Origin of the sequence: Bacillus luti (assembly GCF_001884105.1) — a bacterium.
GTDB lineage: Bacteria > Bacillota > Bacilli > Bacillales > Bacillaceae_G > Bacillus_A > Bacillus_A luti.
In genome coordinates this window covers 277,152-295,763 of record NZ_MACI01000078.1, presented here as the reverse complement: position 1 = coordinate 295,763, position 18,612 = coordinate 277,152, and the positions used below count along the sequence as shown (strand labels likewise).

Annotated in this window: 16 protein-coding genes, 1 pseudogene and 1 other annotated feature; all 17 genes and pseudogenes read right to left on the bottom strand. The window is 34.2% G+C overall.

Features of this window, described 5'->3' with window-relative positions; translation table 11 throughout:
• Positions 1-22: 22 nt before the first annotated feature.
• The 17 genes and pseudogenes from BAQ48_RS19970 to BAQ48_RS19890 all read right to left on the bottom strand — a co-directional run bounded on the left by BAQ48_RS19970 (position 23) and on the right by BAQ48_RS19890 (position 18,559).
• Positions 23-1,006 (bottom strand): DUF6005 family protein, encoded by a 984-nt coding sequence (locus tag BAQ48_RS19970; RefSeq protein WP_071712530.1) that lies wholly within the window; start codon positions 1,004-1,006, stop codon positions 23-25.
• 24 nt (positions 1,007-1,030) lie between these two features.
• Positions 1,031-1,306 (bottom strand): petrobactin biosynthesis protein AsbD, encoded by a 276-nt coding sequence (gene asbD / locus BAQ48_RS19965; protein ID WP_071712529.1) that lies wholly within the window; start codon positions 1,304-1,306, stop codon positions 1,031-1,033.
• A complete protein-coding gene (locus BAQ48_RS19960; RefSeq protein WP_071712528.1) occupies positions 1,303-2,541 on the bottom strand; it encodes an AMP-binding protein in 1,239 nt (412 codons plus the stop codon). The genes asbD and BAQ48_RS19960 overlap by 4 nt, the downstream gene beginning before the upstream one ends.
• Positions 2,528-4,366, bottom strand: coding sequence for an IucA/IucC family protein (locus BAQ48_RS19955; RefSeq protein WP_071712527.1), 1,839 nt, complete (start codon positions 4,364-4,366; stop codon positions 2,528-2,530). The genes BAQ48_RS19960 and BAQ48_RS19955 overlap by 14 nt, the downstream gene beginning before the upstream one ends.
• Positions 4,367-4,425: 59 nt before the next feature.
• Positions 4,426-6,234 carry an IucA/IucC family protein gene (locus BAQ48_RS19950; RefSeq protein ID WP_071712526.1) on the bottom strand — a complete coding sequence of 603 codons (1,809 nt, stop codon included), beginning with the start codon at positions 6,232-6,234 and terminating at the stop codon, positions 4,426-4,428.
• A gap of 304 nt (positions 6,235-6,538) precedes the next feature.
• Positions 6,539-7,078 (bottom strand): GNAT family N-acetyltransferase, encoded by a 540-nt coding sequence (locus BAQ48_RS19945; RefSeq protein ID WP_116758541.1) that lies wholly within the window; start codon positions 7,076-7,078, stop codon positions 6,539-6,541.
• 97 nt (positions 7,079-7,175) lie between these two features.
• On the bottom strand, positions 7,176-7,856 hold the full coding sequence (locus BAQ48_RS19940; RefSeq protein WP_071712524.1) for an MgtC/SapB family protein: 681 nt from the start codon (positions 7,854-7,856) through the stop codon (positions 7,176-7,178).
• 157 nt (positions 7,857-8,013) lie between these two features.
• Positions 8,014-8,670 (bottom strand): YkyA family protein, encoded by a 657-nt coding sequence (locus BAQ48_RS19935; protein WP_071712523.1) that lies wholly within the window; start codon positions 8,668-8,670, stop codon positions 8,014-8,016.
• 14 nt (positions 8,671-8,684) lie between these two features.
• On the bottom strand, positions 8,685-9,506 hold the full coding sequence (locus BAQ48_RS19930; protein WP_071712522.1) for a peptidoglycan-N-acetylglucosamine deacetylase: 822 nt from the start codon (positions 9,504-9,506) through the stop codon (positions 8,685-8,687).
• A gap of 184 nt (positions 9,507-9,690) precedes the next feature.
• Positions 9,691-9,765: pseudogene (locus BAQ48_RS28515) on the bottom strand (sensor histidine kinase); the annotation flags it as partial.
• Between the two features lie 94 nt (positions 9,766-9,859).
• Positions 9,860-10,861 carry an LCP family protein gene (locus BAQ48_RS19925; RefSeq protein WP_071712620.1) on the bottom strand — a complete coding sequence of 334 codons (1,002 nt, stop codon included), beginning with the start codon at positions 10,859-10,861 and terminating at the stop codon, positions 9,860-9,862.
• A gap of 204 nt (positions 10,862-11,065) precedes the next feature.
• Positions 11,066-13,363, bottom strand: coding sequence for a glycoside hydrolase (locus tag BAQ48_RS19920; protein WP_071712521.1), 2,298 nt, complete (start codon positions 13,361-13,363; stop codon positions 11,066-11,068).
• A 373-nt stretch (positions 13,364-13,736) separates the two neighbouring features.
• Complete coding sequence (locus BAQ48_RS19915) at positions 13,737-13,946, bottom strand: DUF6366 family protein (RefSeq protein WP_071712520.1); 210 nt, start codon at positions 13,944-13,946, stop codon at positions 13,737-13,739.
• A gap of 116 nt (positions 13,947-14,062) precedes the next feature.
• On the bottom strand, positions 14,063-14,956 hold the full coding sequence (gene thrB, locus BAQ48_RS19910) for a homoserine kinase (protein ID WP_071712519.1): 894 nt from the start codon (positions 14,954-14,956) through the stop codon (positions 14,063-14,065).
• A complete protein-coding gene (thrC, locus tag BAQ48_RS19905; protein WP_071712518.1) occupies positions 14,953-16,011 on the bottom strand; it encodes a threonine synthase in 1,059 nt (352 codons plus the stop codon). Before thrC ends, thrB begins: the two co-directional genes overlap by 4 nt.
• Positions 16,004-17,299: a homoserine dehydrogenase gene (locus tag BAQ48_RS19900; protein WP_071712517.1), complete on the bottom strand. Its 1,296-nt coding sequence runs from the start codon at positions 17,297-17,299 to the stop codon at positions 16,004-16,006. Before BAQ48_RS19900 ends, thrC begins: the two co-directional genes overlap by 8 nt.
• Before the next feature lie 154 nt (positions 17,300-17,453).
• Positions 17,454-17,685 (bottom strand) — a binding site (T-box leader).
• Positions 17,686-17,920: 235 nt separating this feature from the next.
• Positions 17,921-18,559 (bottom strand): pyridoxamine 5'-phosphate oxidase family protein, encoded by a 639-nt coding sequence (locus tag BAQ48_RS19890; protein ID WP_071712515.1) that lies wholly within the window; start codon positions 18,557-18,559, stop codon positions 17,921-17,923.
• Between the last annotated feature and the right edge of the window lie 53 nt (positions 18,560-18,612).

Here is an 18,612-nt window from a genome sequence, read left to right as displayed (position 1 = left end):
TATCTTAAATTCAGTAAATTTTTTAAAGAGTTACGACAGACTGATTTATTTTTATAGCTTTCCACGATAGAAATTGTTTCTCTAATTCTTCCTTAATTTGCAGTTCAATTGCATTCATTTCATCCAGTTTTTCAACAATCGATACTAGCATACCTTTATTATTCGTCATTGCCATTTTAATTGCACGATACTGTACATTTGTAAATCCTTGTACAATATCTTCTACTCGATCACACCAATAATCAAATTCTTGCTCTGAATATTGTAACGTTTCACGGAAGTATGCAAAGGCATGCTCATAACTATATTTACGAATCGCAAGTACTGGAATTTGTTTTACTGCCGCTACAAGCCTAGAAGGCTCATACCCCTCTTCCTCATTTGCCATTTTTATAATTAAGTTTTTCAGCTCCATAGTCAGTTCATTGTCCTTCTTTTTGAATGTTTCCGTGAAATAACTAGCTACCATTTCTTGTGTTGGTTCTTGAATTCCTTCTACATCAATGAAATATCCTCCACCAAAAGGGTTATCTTGAACAGAGTGAAGCACTTTTTCTCTTTCCATATTCCCTTCCCAGCGAAAATCAGGATCTAGCATGAACCATTCTTCTTCTTTCTCTGTCTTCGATATCATTAAATAATGCGGAAACGGTTTTTGATGGAATTTATTTTCCCTCTCAGGTAATAGGGACATATCAACCATTACAATTACATAGCGATTCTCTGGTTTGTTTTCTACTAATTCTAAAAATGTTTCTACATTACTACTTTTATCTCTTCCATGATCATACCATTCGTTCACTTTAATACCGTACAATTTTTCATACCACAGTAAGTAATTATCATGGTTAATATTTTCAGAGTGATATGAAATAATTCCGCCTTCTGTTATATCAAAATCTCCATCCCATAATCCAAAATAAAATGGACGAAAATCTATATCACTACGCCTTTTTATAATTTCACAAAAACAACTCACTAAGCAGTGCACTTTAATTGAAGTCATATTCTCATCCACTTTCCTAAAATGTTAGTTATTCATATTTAGTTCTTGTAACGGCTGTAACTCCTCCATAAAATCAAGTAAAGATCCTACAGTAAGAAACGCCTTTGGATCTACCTCATCCTCTGGGACACATAACTTCAAATCCATTTCTATGTATACGATGAGCTGTAGCATCATGACCGAATCTATATATAAATCTTGATTTAATCGCATCGTTTCTTCTAAATGCGTTACATTTTTCAATTCCATTTTTTCTTCCATAATTTTCAACACTGCATTCTTTAACTCTTCTCGTCTCATGCTGTAACCTCTCCCATCTCTAGTAACTTTCTACTTACTTTTCCAGTTTTATTTTTCGGAATTTCAGTTACACTTTCAATGTCATGCGGAACTTTATAAGACGGTAAGTGCTCCATACACCATTCCCTTATTTGCACGGGATCTACTTGAGAGATCACTTTCGCTTTAACAATTTCGCCCATCACAGGATGTTTTCCTCGATATACTATTGCCTCTTGGACACCTTCTAATCGAAGCATCGTTTCTTCTACCTCTATAGGAAAGACTTTTAATCCTGAAACGTTAATTACATCATCCATGCGCCCCATAAAATGAAGGCCACGCTCAGATTTATATCCTAAATCTTTCGTGAAAATTTCCTTCTCGTTCATTTTCACTACGATTTCTTCAGGCATATTTTCATCTGAACCTATGCTTATACTCGCATGAGCTAATGGATTTCCTAAATCTAAATGGCTTTTCATATCATGACATATACTAATGCAACCTGCTTCAGAACAACCGTATTGCTGCATCATATACGTTGTCATTTCTTTTAATTTATAAAATAATGCTTCTGGCAAAGGTGATCCAGATGTCATAATTTTATGAAACTGAAATGTTCCTAGTGGAAAACTTCCCATAATATGCAGCATAAGTGGTACTGCATATATGATATGTTTTTCTGTATTGCGAACTATATTTAATGCGAATTTAGGGTTTTTATTCGTAATGATAATCGGTTTGCTCCCCCGCGTAATCGCAGATAACGTACCACATATTAATCCATATGAATGTGAAACAGGAGCCATAACGATTGGCACTTCATCTATTTCGCAATTTAAAGCTTCATTATAAGCAGTAATTTCTGTATCAACTTCCGTCCATGCTCTACGAATCAGTTTCGGTTCTCCCGTGGTTCCTGAGCTATATTGTAATAAAGAAGGCTCTTCTAATAATGTTTTCACTACTTCTAATTTTGTGAAGTCGCTATATTCTCCATATAAAAGCCCCACACAATTTGCACGTCTTGCCATTTCAATAGCCGTATCTTTTGGCGTATCTTCATGTATAAGCAGTACAGACGATTGCTTTTCTCTTAAGAAAAGTACAAGTGTAATAATATCAAATGGATCTTTCAAACAAAGTGCCAATCTATGCCCCATTGCTTCTTGGATTTGTTCCATTTCCTCGTAAACTCGTACTCTCGATTCAAAATCACTTTTGTTATACTCTTGTTTATTAACGATTAGCATAATTTCCCCCTGTAACAACTGATTTTCGTATGATAAGTTGTCTTGCTTTATACAATGGATTTGGGACTTCATGAACAAGTGATTCCACGTCCAAATATAAACGACGCTTCGTTAATTGCTCGGCATAGAATGTAGGAGTGTATAATTGAATGTTTTCAAATCTATCTTTCAAATGTGGATATTTTCTTAAATGATTTTCAATTTCTTCAACAACCATCATCCAAAAACTTTCTTCTTTCCATCCATATTCATCCGCAAGTACGAAAGCTAATTCTCCTAAGTTAAATAAGAAAAGTGCATCTAATACCATCTCTTGCAAACATTCGATACGATCCATTTCAAAGAAATCATTCATTTTCCCATTCGCATATGTTTTATGCATTTTAGTAAAGTCCGGACATTTGTCAATTTCTTTCAAGAATGGACGATAAAACTCAATTCCTTCATGAAAGTCCTTTAATGCAATACGGACAGGGACCCCTTCTCTATGAACAAAAATCATATTTTGGCCGTGTGATTCTAATGCAATTCCGTGCTCTACAACAAGATGTATAACCGGTATTATCGCTTTTTGAATAAGTAATTGCAGCCAATTTTCTATCCCATATTTGTTTAACCACGCATCAATAATTGGTGTACCGTCTTTCTCTTTTGCATATAAGCCGTTAAAGGGAACTGCATCCTCTTGTGCATCCAAATACTTATGAACGCTTTCACGCCAAATACATCCTAATGAACCATATACTGATTTCTTATTCGTATCATACGTGACACTCGAAAACTCATTTAGCAAAATTATGCGTGATTCATCTCGCAAATACGAATCCTGACTTACAACATCATGTAACCAATTCGATATAGCTGGTGCACTCACAACAGAATATGGTTTCAACGTACGAAGTGTAGAAGTGTTGAGTATATTCAGTGATAACTTTACATACGGTTTCTTTGGATTCGTAACATTTCTTAACGTCCTCATAGATTGTTGTGCACAGTAATCATCCTCTGATTTCCCTAAATAAATAATACATTTATCCTGTATATGACTAGCATAATTCGGAATGATGAAATTCTCCCACTGCCAAGGATGAACAGGTATAAACACGTACTGTTTTGGATTACATCCAGCACTGTGAATCCGTTCCATAAACTCTTCTAATTTCCGCTCACCAATCTCTTCTATTAAAATTTTGTCATAAATTACTTCATTCTCATAACCTACACTGGAGTGTTTTTTATGCGTTGCAATCCATATGAGTTTTATTGGCTGCATAAACTCATATCCATATTGAAAATTGTCACGATATTGAAATCCAATGCGCGCTTTATAACTAGGATGATATGGATGACCGTCTATTAAATGACTTTCAAACTCATCGTAAGATTTTTGAATGTATTCTTCCTTATTATTTCTTTCATATTGTGCAATCGTGTCTTTAAATATCGTTTGTTCTAATTCTTGAATAAAAGAATCTAATTTCGTTTGCTCTACGTTAACAACCCAAAAAACTTCTTCCAAAAATTGCGAAACTGATTGTATTTCTTGTTTTTCCTCTTGAACTCTTACTATTAATGATTCTATCGAGATACGTCCAAATGTCATTCGTTCTCTTCCGTAACATTCGTACGTGACACTTTTGTTGTCCTCATCAAGTCCTTGTATAAGAAAAAGAATTTGTTCTTCCTTTTCTATACGAACTGGCGTAATGATCCCCTCATAAATTAACGATTCTACTAACTGACGTAACACTCTTCTTCGTACTGAAATGTAATCGTCTGACTCAAGCGCTTTCAATATTTTCGAATGATACATGTCCATTCTCATACCCCCCTCTACCTTACGAAAAATACCATTATTTGTATTACGTGAAATTTTAACGCTATTTATGAGCGAACAGCCACTTCTCTCACGAGCGGATTCTGTACCTGTACGTAAATTGCTTGCTCTAAAGGGTTACTTAACTCGTCAACATCGAAAAACCTCGTTAATAAATTTGCTTTACATGCCAATTTATCCTCTTCCAACAATTCTCTTAAAAAGGTAGAAGGTTCACGATTATAAGGAAGGAACGATTCAAGTACAGATCTTAATTCCGTGAGAAGAATTTCCTCCTTAATTAATCCAGCTGTACCAAATCCGTTAATGAGTCCAAACATATGATTAAAAATTAAGTAGTAACGAAATCTTTCATCTACAATATAGTCGTCATATAAATTTCCAGTACGTTCTCCAATACCAGCTAACTCATTATTAAGCATCTCTTTCATTGAATTACAGAAATAAAAACCTTGATTATCACGGAAATAATATTTGACCGGATAACCATCCTTTAGCTGAACAACGCTATTTTGCTGATGAGCTTCTAATGCAATACCATACTGTAAATACATCCATACCATCGGCTTTAAAGAAATATTCATATATCGTCTAAACCACTCTAAACTTACTTCTTCACAGCTTCTACTTTCTAAATCTGCTAGGCGGTGAATAATATTCGATAAGCGAGTACGTTCTCCAGGTATAGCATCTTGAACTAGTCCAGCAATTAACGTAGCGTCATTTGCATGTTCGCTATAAAAAGGATTCTCTCGTATAATCACTTCAAAACCAGATTCTTCTGCTCCGTAATTTAATGTAATAAATGCTGGATCACAAATAAAATCAAAGCCTGGAAACTTTTCTAAAACTTCACCAATTGCTGTATTTAGCATTTCCTTTCCTTCAAGACCACTCTCAAGTTCTTTCAGTTTATTAATACGCATTGAATTCGTTACTTTCACCGGAAATGAAAACTTAAGCATATACCTTGAATCGGGATGATATAACGTCCTAAGTGATGATGTTGCCATATAATACTTTCCGGCAGGTCCAATATATTCAAGTACTCCTTGTTCTATCCAATCCCGTACGTAAGCTTGATATAATAGCCATTCTGCCTGAAGCGGATGAATTGGAATTAATGAATATTCATCTTCCTTACAGTACTTCGCTATAAATTCCTTACTAACCATCTCATCATTACTTAATTCTTCTTTTATAATCGTTGTCGTAGAATCTGATAATAATGATTTTTCATTTACTATACTTTTATGTGCCCGAAAATAATGAAGCTGACATTCCCCTTTTAATTCTGGAGAATACATTGCACTTTTCCAATCCAATATACCTTGTCTACTTTTTGGTGTAGGATGAGTTAAATGCCCAAATAATAATGACTGCTCCGCTTCTATAAAAGTTGTATGAAAACCATATAATACAGATGTATCTTCTATTCTCTCTTTTGTAAATTCCTCAATATTTTGACAACTACGAATAACTCGAAGCATAAGTTCAGCCGGATTCGTCCCTTCTCCGTAGTTGATAGACATCTCTTTTATTAAGAATGTAATAACTGTAACGTAATCTGCTTTAATAACAGAATTACTATCTCCAATTTGATAATAAAATTGGTCTCCAAACAAATGGCGATCTGTTGATGATTTATATTTAACTTCTCCATACAAAGTAACGTTCTGTGCCGATAGCCGACAACATAAATATGTGGGGACTGTATCTCTATTCAATGTATTACTGAACATACTTTCCATTCTTTCATCCTCTGTAATCCATTCTCCACTCCCTGTTTCTCTTAAATAACAGTTTAAAAAGCTTTGTAATGTTGCATGTTCTGCGATTTGTTTCGCATGCTGCATACTGGTCCTCCTCTTTATATTAAAGCTATCGAAATTTTATACAATAAACAATAATTGAATATCGTTATCAATTATGATTCTAATTGATAATGATATTCAATTCAATAGTATATTTCAGAATTTTTTTATCTAATTTAATTTTTATTGTTTTCTCTCTTTTTTTAATCTAGTTAAAAATACAATAAAAAAATTCTTGTTTTCAAACTAATTACCTACTATTTTTTATAAATCCATCAAAAAGTGGAGAAAGGTATACCTTATTTGGTATACCTTTCTCCACTTTTTATTTACATAATATTATTATTTACACTAATCTATATAACTGTTTGTATAACAAATTCAAATCCCTCCAACAATACGCTGTCTCTTCTACCTGTACTCTCTCTAAAAATTTCGTATCCATTTTTTCAGGATTAAATTTTTCATAAAACTTTTTAGAAGGATTATTCGTAACGACCCAAACTAAAAGTGATTTTATATCATTTTTTATTAATTCCGATAATAAAGCTTGAAATAACTTTTGTCCTATTTGCATTCCTTGATACGTTTGTAAAAGGTAGATCGCATATAATTCCCCATCACAATTATATGCACCGCTTCTTTCCACTCCCCCGTCAATGAATCCAATTATTGCCCCATCTAACGTTTCTGCTACAAATCTATATTGGTATTTATCTTCTTGTTGAAAAATATTTTTCCATTGTTTTTCTCTTTGCTCATATGTTATATTTTCTAAAATTTCATCAGCAAATATCCCTTTATACGTTGTTTTCCAGCTGTCAACATGTACCTTTGCTATACCTGATATATCCTCTTTTATCGCTCTTCTAATATGTACTTCCATCATTTCTCCCCCTTGTTTATTCATCATTATATCAAGTTATTCCCTTAAAAATCCAAATGAAAAAGAGTGAATTTTCTTCACTCTTTTCCTCTTACAATTATCTACTTTCCACTTCAACTGAAACAACACGATCAATCTCTTTTAGTGAACTATATAACTCAGTTGTATATAAGTCTTCTGGAGCTAAAATAACCATCTCCAGTTGCTGATATGCTCCACTATCTATATCTTTAATCTTTACGCGTTTTACATGCATACCTAAATTTTTAATTTGCTTAAATATACCATCCAATTCTTGATGCTCTTTTACAGTAATTTTGATAGATAAGTCCTTTTGTCTCAATGAATATGGACCTGCAATCTTCACAAGATGTGGAAGTACGTTAATCGCTAAAATAATTAAAATCATAGCAACCGTCGCTTGTATATAAAATCCCGCTCCAATTGCAATACCTAAAGCTGAAGCAGCCCAAACCATAGAAGCTGTCGTTAATCCAGAAATAACGTCATTACTTCTTCGTAAAATGACACCTGCACCAAGAAAACCAATCCCACTAACAATTTGAGCAGCTAGACGCATTGGGTCCATATTTGTATGTCCTGGAACAGAATATACATGCACGGATTCAATTGAAACCATCGTAATTAAACAACTTGCGACAGAAATAACCATACTTGTTTTCACACCAAGTGGTTTATTCTTTAGCTGCCTATCTATCCCGATGAATAATCCTAAAAAGAGTGCTAAACCTAATTTGAGTAAAAATTCATATGACATATTTCATTCTCCTTACTTTCCAATGATTCCCTTCGAATAATTCACTATAACTCTTTTATGATATCAATTCCAGCCTTTTCTATTCATTTAACACAAAAAACCGAAAAAACATTTTTAACGATGTTTTTCCGGCTTTTATTCCTATTAAGATGTTTCTTTATTTTTGCTCTTTAATCTTAATCTCTGCATCTTTGTAGAATGCTAATTTACTGTCATTATACTCTTTTGTATAATTGTTAAATTGCTCTTTCGACTTTTGTGCTTCCACATTTAACTCATTGACAGTTTTAACGTTTTCACCAATCTCTTTTAACTTCGTTTCTTTTACTTTTAATTTTTCATACAGTTCTTTTTCGGTCGCTAATGCTTTTGTATAATTTTCATTCATCTTTTGGAATGCATCATAACGGTTCTTATAAGACTCTTCTACCGCTTTCGCTTGTTTTTGCACCTTCTTATCTTCAAGCTTCTCTATATTACTTTGAACGGATTTCGTTTCCTTCTGTGCTTTTTCTAGCATTTCTTTCTCGTTTTTCAATACTTTTTCGCGATCATTTACATTTGCAGTAGCTTGCTCTATTTTTTTCATAACCGCTTCATTATGGTCTTTACCTTCTTGTAAAATTTGAGAATATAATTCTTGGCCTTGCTTCTCTAGCTTTTCTAATTTTTTCGCTTCATCAACTAAAGAGTTTTCTTGTGTTGCTGCTGTTTCAAAAGCCGTATATAGATTTTCTTCAGGTTTTTCACCGAAACAACCTGATAATAACCCTACTGATAACGCTCCAACTACTGCTACTTTTCCATACTTCAACGTTCATTCCTCCATTACATACGGTTATCATGCCAGAAGTTCACTGGGAAGTGACTCTCTTCATGATAAGCTTCAAACTCATAACCCTTTTCTTTTAAGCCCTTTAAAATTGCTGGTACTGCAGCTACTGATTGCGGATGAATGTCATGCATTAAAATGACTTCTTGTGGTTTTGTTGCATTTGTTAATACATTTTGAGCAATTTGTGCAGCCGCTGCATCAACTTGCATTTTATTATATTTCCAATCTAATGAATCAATTGTCCAATCCCATACTTTAAATCCGCCTTCTACGACTTTATTTCGAAGACCTTCATTTAATCCAGGCATCGAACCATACGGTGGACGCGTTAATTTAGGTGATTTTCCAATAATATTTGCGATTAGGCTTTGATCTTCTTTCATTTCATTTACATACTCGCCATTTTTATATAATTTAGCAAAATTATGTGTCATACTATGCATCCCTACATAATGACCTTCTGCATTTTCACGTTTTACTAAATCCGGAAACTCTTTTACATTCGCTCCAATTAAAAAGAATGTCGCCTTCGCATCATGTTGTTTTAACGTATTTAATAATTCAGCCGTATATTTCCCAGGGCCATCATCAAATGTCAAGTAAGCAACTTTTCTTTCCTTTCCATTAAAACGACTCGGTGCCGTTTTATTCATTTCGACTTTCGGTTGTTCACTTGCAAGCTGAACTACATTTTCCTGTTTCGCAACAGCTTTTGCTGGTGAAGTAATAGATTGAAACATGAAATACCCAATTGCTACTGCTGCAATCGCTATTAAAACGACTACTACTCGTTTCATATTAAAAGCTTTTTCCATTCTATCGAATTCCTCTCCCTATTAATCTTATATATAAATCGCCCAATATAATTATACATCTATTTACTTTATTTTCACTATATAAATAGACTACATATGTATTATAATGGGAGTTTTATCAAAATTATTGTCCCTATTTCTTCTTTATTTACAATGATGAAATAGATTTTCCTTTTCCCTCTTTAGGAGTCAATTTCCAAATCGTCTTCTCTAGTATATCGTATAATTGCACCTTTTGTTTATATAAATTAAAATGATTTAACTATTATTTTTCTAAAATAAAAAAACGTTATAGAAAAGTTACAAATACATTCCCATAAAAAAAGATTGGCGGAGCCAATCTTTTTTTTATACTATTCATTTCGAACTGGTTTTGGTGTTACACCTAAATGCTGATTCAATTTATTTGAAATGTCTTTTACATTTTTTTCATTTGGGATGTAATAATAAATACCGCCGATACGCTTATCTGTACCTTCGATTTGCATTTTTTCCATTTCCAAGTTAGATCCTGCCATATTTTTCGTAATAGCAAGCATATCATCGAATGTTAAATTCGTTTTCATATTTTTATCCACCGCATCAAGTAAAGAGCCCATTTTGCTAATTGATTGGACAGACATCGCTTTTTTTGCAATTGCTTCTATTACAAGTTGTTGTCTTTGTCCACGCATTGCATCACTATCAATTTTACGCGTTCTTGCAAGTGCAAGTGCTTGTTCTCCATCTAAGTGCTGGAAGCCTTTTTCTAAATGGATCATACCGGCCTGGTCTTTACTATCTTGCTCTGTGAAAGTAACCGGTACATCAATATCAATACCACCAAGTGAATCTACAATTTGAACAAATGACTCAAAGTTAAACTTCACATAATAATCAACTGGCACATTTAAAAATCTTTCCACAGTATCTCGTGTACTTTCCACACCACCAAATACATGTGCATGAGTAATTTTATCTAATTTTTTTCTAGACGGAATATACACACGTGAATCACGCGGAATACTAACTAATTTAACAGATTTATCATCTTTATTAATTGTCGCTAATAAAAGTGCATCTGTTCGAACAGCTTCACCGTATTGACTTTTTCTCATTTCACTACCGTCTACACCCATAATTAAAATTGAGATGTTATCTTTTAAAGGCTCAACTTCTTTATCACGCTTTGATGATTTATCAATTTTTGCATACGCATCACTTACAACTGCTTTTGCTTTGTTATATATTAACGATCCATATCCTACTCCTCCAAAAATAAGTAAGAAAAATGGAATTATAATGAACCATTTTATTGACTTTCTTTTAGAACGTTTTTTATTACTTCTCGTATTTTGTTCTAATTCAGAGCTCATACCCATTCGCCTCTCTTTCTCTTTCCCTAGTATAATGTAAGTCTATTAATCTTCATATTGAATTTCCTTTCAATTACCTTACAATTTTGTAAGGTTACTTCATGAATCCAAAATGTATTCCATTTCACATTATACTCTTGTGCTTATTTTTGGCAAGAGACTATTTATATAAAACAAATATTAAATTTATATATATTAATTTTATTAATTTGGTTTATACAAGATTTTCTCCCCATGATTAATAATTAACGCTGATTTTGCTTTAACTTTCGTTTTTTCTATTTCCACATCATCGTTAGAGAAATTCACAATGATTTTAATATCTTTTCCATATGAAGCGGATTGTACTAATTTATCCTCTGACAAATATACAAAATTCGTCATTTCTTCTTTCACTGCCTTTTTATGAACCTCACTCCAAACTTTCAAATGCTGTTTAATTTCTTTTTTATGCTTATTCCATTCTACTTCATCCACATGATACAACGGAGGAACATTATACAATAATTCATATAACATACGATTTTCTACTTCATCTTTTACTTTCAAACTCCCCCATTCCCAGTGATGCGTTGTAATTACCGAATCGTTGTATACTAATTTATATAGTGGTACTGAATAAACTGGATTTAAATACACTTGTTTATACTCGTCTTTTAACGGCACTTGCTTCGCATATTTTTCTGGAACATTTTGATTTGGCGACCAATATCCTCCGACATAATACGGACTCGTTTTATTTTTTCTCATATCTTCATCGTCCCATTTAATTACAGGCGTTTCAATTCCATGAGCAAATGCAATCGTACTACTTGCAAAATCATTTCCACCCTCTGATCCAACTACCATCCCTTTTTCATGCGCAATATAATCCATTCGTTGTAACCTTGCTTTTAAATCTTGTTGTTGTGTCGTTATATGTTTTGCCGAATAGTCATCGTAAATTTCGCCCGTCGCATCACAATCTATAAACCACGAATTATATTTAGGACCATTTTGCAATATATCGTTCATTCGTTCTTTTACACTAGGTAGCGATAAAGTCGGATTTAATTTTCGACCTCTTCCTAGAAACCCTTGTACTTTTTCTCCATTTTTCTTCGTGACAGTACCCTCTTCATATAACGACGGATCAGTAAAGGAAGCTGTATTCCAATTTTTATCACCTTTTTCGTGAATAGAATGATAAGAATCATACGGACCCACTAAATATCCCGCTTCCTTCGCTTCTGTAACAAAATCGGGCTGCATATACCCTTGCTCCCAGTTCGGTAAGCCAATCCACGCTTTGTCTATTCCTGCTTCTTTCATTTCATTTATTATACCCGTTCCATCTGAGGTTCCCCATTTACTTACATCTTCAACTGAATCACCGAGTACTGACTTTAATAAATGCTTATTTAAGTTATACAGTTCCGCCTTCGATAAGTGATCTACACCTTTTTTTAATAACTCACTAGCCTTTTGGTCAACCTTCGGAAAAATATCCTCTTTATACAATTCCTTCATTGATAATACTTCGTTTACATAACGCAAAATAACATTTTTTTGATACTTATCAATGAAATCTTGTTTACTTACTTGCTCGAATACATTTAGTTCTCCAGGCTCCGAACTATTCTTTTGAATGAGCTCTTTTATATGACTAAACAGAGGAATATTTATTTGCTCTCTTATCTTCGGCCAATTTACATTACTGTCAGACAAACCATTTTGATTCCAAAAATAAAAATGAGCTGCACCATAAAGTTTTTCAATCTCTTTATTTTTTCTAGCCTTTTCTTGTAATGTTTTAAATTCACCTTTTTGAGCAATATTATCCTTATACAGTTTAGCAATACTTACCGCATCATTGTTTGTCATATATAATTGAAAACCATATGTTTTATTTTTATTTATACTCGGGAATTCATGTGTAAAATCAAACCCGATTTTCGGATCCGAATGAAATTTCACCTCATTATTAAACATATTGTTCGCAATATATACAATTGAATATTTCAAACCATTTAATGCGAAAAACTTCATAGAAAATGATTCAGCAAATGAATATGCATCATCCTTTAAAAACTTCTTCCAATTCTCATCATTACTCGGAATTTGCTTACCTTCCCATAACGGGAGTGTATAATTTTCAGCTTGTATTTTTGGCCATGTAAAACTTTCTGCACCAGTCGATTCCACTTCAATATTTAAGTGGTCTTTTTTCTTTTCTAAGTTCACTTTTACTTTTTCATCTGGATATTCCCAAGATGTGCTATTCTTTTCTTTTTTCACATTCGATACTTTCATTTTCGGCAGGGGTTGTGACGCCTGTTCTTTTACACCATCATGTTCTACAGTTAACGTGAACGTCTCTGGATTTACATCGTACGTAAAATCTTTATACGTCGCTTTCTTTATTTTAGACTCTTGTACAGCATTACTACCTTTTATATCACACCCAACTAAAGTCGAAAATGACATCGTTGTAAGAAGACATATTGCTATCATTTTTTTCATCTTCTGCACCTCCACCACTGAATATACAGAAGCTTTGTTACAGGAATGTGGCAAAAAATAATAGAGCTAACATATCGCTAGCTCTATTGCGTGTATTAAAAATATAGTGAAACTTTAATCAGTGGGGTTTTCTTCATCCCCCACTGATTATTAGCCTTCACCAATCGGACTTTTATGGGCAGTTGATCCCCCACCTAACTTCTTTGCTTTCGCTGAATTTTGAGGTGGGGGTCTTACTGCCCATTAAAGCGGGATAAATGTATATGAACAACTATAACCTGCTTCCGCTTAAAGTATATGTAATACAATAACCGCGTTTTTCCATTCTCACAAATTATGAAACGAAATAAATCAAATTTTTAACAAGCATTCCTTAGCCGAAGAAATAAGTGTATATAATGTAGCCTAAAAGTAGCACTAAAATGATTACCCCTGTACTTCTCCAATTCATACCCCCTGTCATATCGACAGGGCTACCTGATTCCGCTCTATTGAGCCCATCATGTAAAGAACCAGTAGGGTTATTGTTCAATTCACTTTGCCTTATGCGCTCTCTTTTTTCTTCTGGTGACTCTTTACTCATATAATCACCTCCAAAATAATGCACTATTTACTAAATTATACAATATGATTTTTCATTTTATATGCCTATTTAAAAAATATTTACAACATAAAGAGAGCTAGCGATGCTAGCTCTCTTTATAATTCAATATGTTCTTCCTTATTTACAGTAATCCCTGTATGATCGATTTCAAGCTCACATACTTTCATAGCTGAAAACACTCTTGCTAATTGCTCAGCAATTTCTTGACGTTTCTCATACGGCGTTAGTATAAAAATAGATGGCCCTGCCCCGCTAAGCGCTGTGCCGTATGCTCCGAATTCTTTCGCACATTTACGTATAGATGGTAATAACGGTACGAGTTCTAAACGATAGGGCTCGTGAAAATGATCTCTTTCCATCATTTCACCTACAACTTCCCACTTCTTTTGACATAATGCAGCTACTAATACGTTACTTATCGCACTAGCCTTAACGGCTTCATGAAACGGAAACATATCTGGTAATACAGATCGACTTTCATCCGTATTTAGCTCTTCATTTGGAATAAGAGAGATTACGCCTAATTCCTTACTCTCAATTCTTACAAGCGAAACATTCTTTCCATCTAAGGCACCGATTACTGTTCCGCCTAAAATAGAAGCCGCAACATTATCTGGATGTCCTTCAAAATTTGTAGCAATTTGAACTTTTTGATCAGTTGTTAAGTTCAAATTCCCTAGTTGATTCGCAAGCTCTATTCCTGCTACAATTGCTGATGCACTACTTCCTAAACCTCTTGTTAGCGGAATATTGCTAGTAACTTCTATTATATATGGTGACAAAGAGGGGCACACTTTACATGCCGTACTAACAATTAAATTTTTGTCGTCTGTCGGAATTGAATCTTCAAATGAGTGGATGACTTGCCATTTATCAGCTGCCCCCTTTACAATGACCTCTAAATATAATGATAATGCTATTCCTACTGAATCAAATCCAGGTCCAACATTCGCTGTACTAGCAGGAACACGAACGCTTAATGGTATCACGACATAATCACCCCTTTTATATGCTCTTTAATTTGTTCTATATTATTTGAAACACTTGCAATGTCTAATGTATTAGAAGAAATAGCGATATCAGGATCTTTCAAACCATTTCCAGTTAAAACTGCAACAACCGTTTCTCCCTTTTTGATTTTTCCAGATTGAACATGTTTAATTACACCCGCTAATGAAGCATTGGACCCTGGCTCAGCGAAAACTCCTTCTGATCTTGCTAATAATCTATATGCATGTAATATTTCCTCATCTGATACCATATCTATTTCACCGTGAGATTGCTCAGCAGCCTCTACTGCATATGACCAACTTGCTGGATTACCGATGCGAATCGCTGTTGCAATTGTTTCTGGTTCTTCAATTACATGTCCTTTTACAATAGCAGCTGCTCCTTCCGCTTCAAATCCGTGAATTCTTGGCTTCTTATAGCCTTTTTCTTTCTCATATTCACAGAAGCCTTTCCAGTACGCTGTAATATTTCCTGCATTCCCAACAGGGATCGCTAAAACATCTGGTGCGCTTTGCAGTTGGTCACAAATTTCAAAAGCTGCTGTTTTTTGTCCTTCAATACGATAAGGATTTACCGAGTTAACTAATGTAATCGGCTCTTCCGCAGCAATATTTCTTACAGCCTTAAGTGCATCATCAAAATTTCCTGCTATTGAAATGATTTCAGCTCCATAGGCAACTGCTTGCGCTAATTTTCCATGTGCAATCTTTCCTTCTGGGATTACGATAATACATTTCATTCCAAGGCGTGCCGCGTATGCTGCGGCCGATGCTGATGTATTACCTGTTGATGCACAAATAATTGCCTCGGAACCTTCTTCTTTCGCCTTTGCGACTGCCATTACCATACCACGATCTTTAAAAGAGCCTGTCGGATTCGCGCCCTCATATTTACCGTATAATTGAATCCCTAATTGTTTTGATATATTTAATAACGGAATAAGGGGTGTATTTCCTTCCATTAAGCTAACATCAGGTGTATTTTCATTCACCGGTAAATAAGAAGCATATTGTTTTAATAATCCTTTATACATATTGTTTTTCCTCCTCAATAATGTAGTAACTGTTTATTTCACTTGCGACATCTTCTATCGCTCCTAACACTCGTTCGAATTGATACTTTGAAGTTTGATGTGTCACAACAACAACTTCTGCAAGTTCGCGATTTAAAGGTAATTGTATAACTTCTTTTAAACTTACAGAGTAATTAACGAAACATTCTGTTATTTTTTGCAACATCCCAGGTTCATCTCGTAATGAAATACGTAAGAAATATTTCGAAACGACTTCTTCATCTCCTTGTAATTCATACGGCACTGGTTCTTTTAATGCACTTTTATTTTTCGGAACTTGATTCATATTTTTAACGATTGAAATAATATCACTTACTACAGCAGAACCAGTTGGCAACTTTCCAGCTCCAGGTCCGTAAAACATTACTTCTCCTACCGCTTGACCGTGAACATATACTGCATTAAATTCATTATTTACATTCGATAATGGATGACGACTTGGTAAAAGCGTCGGTTCTACACTTAAATGAATGGCTGATCCTTGTTTCTCTGCTTTCCCAATTAATTTCATAGTAAATCCTAACTTTTCAGCCATTTGTAAATCTTCTTTTTCCACCCTTCGAATCCCTCTCACTTGGACATCATCTAATGAAACATTCATCGAAAATCCTAAGTTTGCAAGAATTGCTACTTTTCTCGCCGCATCTAGTCCATCTACATCAGCTGTCGGGTCTGATTCTGCAAATCCTAATTTTTGCGCCTCTTGTAACGCCTCCTCATACGACCATCCATTTTGACTCATCTTTGTTAACATGTAATTTGTTGTTCCATTTACAATTCCCATGATTTTTTCAATTTGATCTGAAGCTAATCCGTCTGTTAGCCCTCTTAACACTGGAATGCCACCCGCTACACTTGCTTCATAACATAGATCACAATCATTTTCATTCGCTAATCGGAGAAGCTCTGCACCGTATACAGCCATTAAATCTTTATTTGCTGTTACAACATGCTTCTTATTTCGTAAAGCCTTAATGATATGCTGTTTTGCTTCTTCAATTCCGCCCATTACCTCTACTACAATATCAATATTTGAATCATTTAGAACTTCATCGACATCACTTGTTACTACGATTCCATCAATACAAACATCACGTTCTTTTTCTAAGTCACGTACAACGACTGCCTTTACCATTACTTCATATCCTGTATCAAGAGCAATTTTTTTATAATGTTCTTTCAAAATATGGACAACACCACTTCCGACCGTACCTAATCCGATTACCCCAACATTAATAACATTATTCATCTTCTAATCTCCTCCTACAATTTTATTATTTATCCCTATCAATCACCTTGCTCTGCTTTTTAATCCTGCAGGTGGTGGTTATTTCCGTACGTACAAATCGTTTCATGTTACAGCACCTCCTTTCAAAGTAATAAAAAAACACACTCATCCCTAGGAAAGGGACGAATGTGTTTTCGTGGTTCCACCCTTGTTCCAATCCAGACGTATTTCCTCCTAGATTGCTCAAGTTCAGATAACGGCTGATTCCGTCAATAATTACTAGATTGCTCGTTCACTATTGAAGTTCAAAGGTGGTAAAACCATTTCTCGTGTTAGGAAGCTCACACCCTTGACTTCCCTCTCTGTAAACCGTAAAAATGATTTCATGTCCTTATCGTTACTTTTTCGTTCATGTCTATTTGTTAACTTATTATAGTTATCAACTTTTTAAAAAGCAAGCCTATTTTTCTTCACTATTTTTAAAAGCATGAATTATTATATTTTAAAATAACAAATCATCTCATACAGATTTCTACTCTTACATATCTATTCATTACATACAAACTAACAATATTCATATTACAGTCTCACTCTAAAACGTTTAGAATTTCATACTCCAACACTATATTTAAAAAATAATTTTTAATACAATCTTTCCCTATAACTTTCTTCTAAAGAACGTGCAACATCTTCTTCTGAAGCATTCACTTTCGCATGCTCCAATAACATTTTTGCTGCTGAAGGTAACTCTTTTTTATTTAACCAAGATTCTGGATCCCACATCTTAGAACGAATAAAAGCTTTTGCGCAATGAATATAGCATTCTTCTATTTCAACAACAATTCCAAGTGATGGATTGCGTCCATTCGCCTGCATTTCTGTTAAGATTTCTTCGTCGCTTGTAATATATGCTCGGCCGTTTATTCGGAGTGTCTCCCCAAGACCAGGGATAAAAAAGATTAACCCGACGTGTGGATTTGAAATAATATTTAAAATAGAGTCTATGCGTCGATTACCCGGTCTTTCAGGAATGATAATTTTATTTTTATTGAATACATATACAAATCCAGGTGCATCTCCTCTCGGCGAAGCATCACACTCTCCTAATTTATTTGCAGTAGATAATACTAAAAAAGGCGATTTAGACAAGAAATCTACGCAATGATGGTCTAGTGATGAAATAACTTTTTTCAAAGCACGCTCACTTGGTTGTCCTAATATTTCTCGTAATTCTTCCTCTGTTGAAATAATCGATTTTATTTCTTTACTCTCTATCCCCACTTACACCTCTCCTTTTTTCTTTATTTTCCCAAAATTCAATATAAATATTGTAT

Coding starts and splice junctions, on each gene's coding strand:
- BAQ48_RS19970 (WP_071712530.1), bottom strand. CDS start 1,006: ATGACTTCAATTAAAGTGCACTGCTTAGTGAGTTGTTTTTGTGAAATT.
- asbD (WP_071712529.1), bottom strand. CDS start 1,306: ATGAGACGAGAAGAGTTAAAGAATGCAGTGTTGAAAATTATGGAAGAA.
- BAQ48_RS19960 (WP_071712528.1), bottom strand. CDS start 2,541: ATGCTAATCGTTAATAAACAAGAGTATAACAAAAGTGATTTTGAATCG.
- BAQ48_RS19955 (WP_071712527.1), bottom strand. CDS start 4,366: ATGAGAATGGACATGTATCATTCGAAAATATTGAAAGCGCTTGAGTCA.
- BAQ48_RS19950 (WP_071712526.1), bottom strand. CDS start 6,234: ATGCAGCATGCGAAACAAATCGCAGAACATGCAACATTACAAAGCTTT.
- BAQ48_RS19945 (WP_116758541.1), bottom strand. CDS start 7,078: ATGGAAGTACATATTAGAAGAGCGATAAAAGAGGATATATCAGGTATA.
- BAQ48_RS19940 (WP_071712524.1), bottom strand. CDS start 7,856: ATGTCATATGAATTTTTACTCAAATTAGGTTTAGCACTCTTTTTAGGA.
- BAQ48_RS19930 (WP_071712522.1), bottom strand. CDS start 9,506: ATGGAAAAAGCTTTTAATATGAAACGAGTAGTAGTCGTTTTAATAGCG.
- BAQ48_RS19925 (WP_071712620.1), bottom strand. CDS start 10,861: ATGAGCTCTGAATTAGAACAAAATACGAGAAGTAATAAAAAACGTTCT.
- BAQ48_RS19920 (WP_071712521.1), bottom strand. CDS start 13,363: ATGAAAAAAATGATAGCAATATGTCTTCTTACAACGATGTCATTTTCG.
- BAQ48_RS19915 (WP_071712520.1), bottom strand. CDS start 13,946: ATGAGTAAAGAGTCACCAGAAGAAAAAAGAGAGCGCATAAGGCAAAGT.
- thrC (WP_071712518.1), bottom strand. CDS start 16,011: ATGTATAAAGGATTATTAAAACAATATGCTTCTTATTTACCGGTGAAT.
- BAQ48_RS19900 (WP_071712517.1), bottom strand. CDS start 17,299: ATGAATAATGTTATTAATGTTGGGGTAATCGGATTAGGTACGGTCGGA.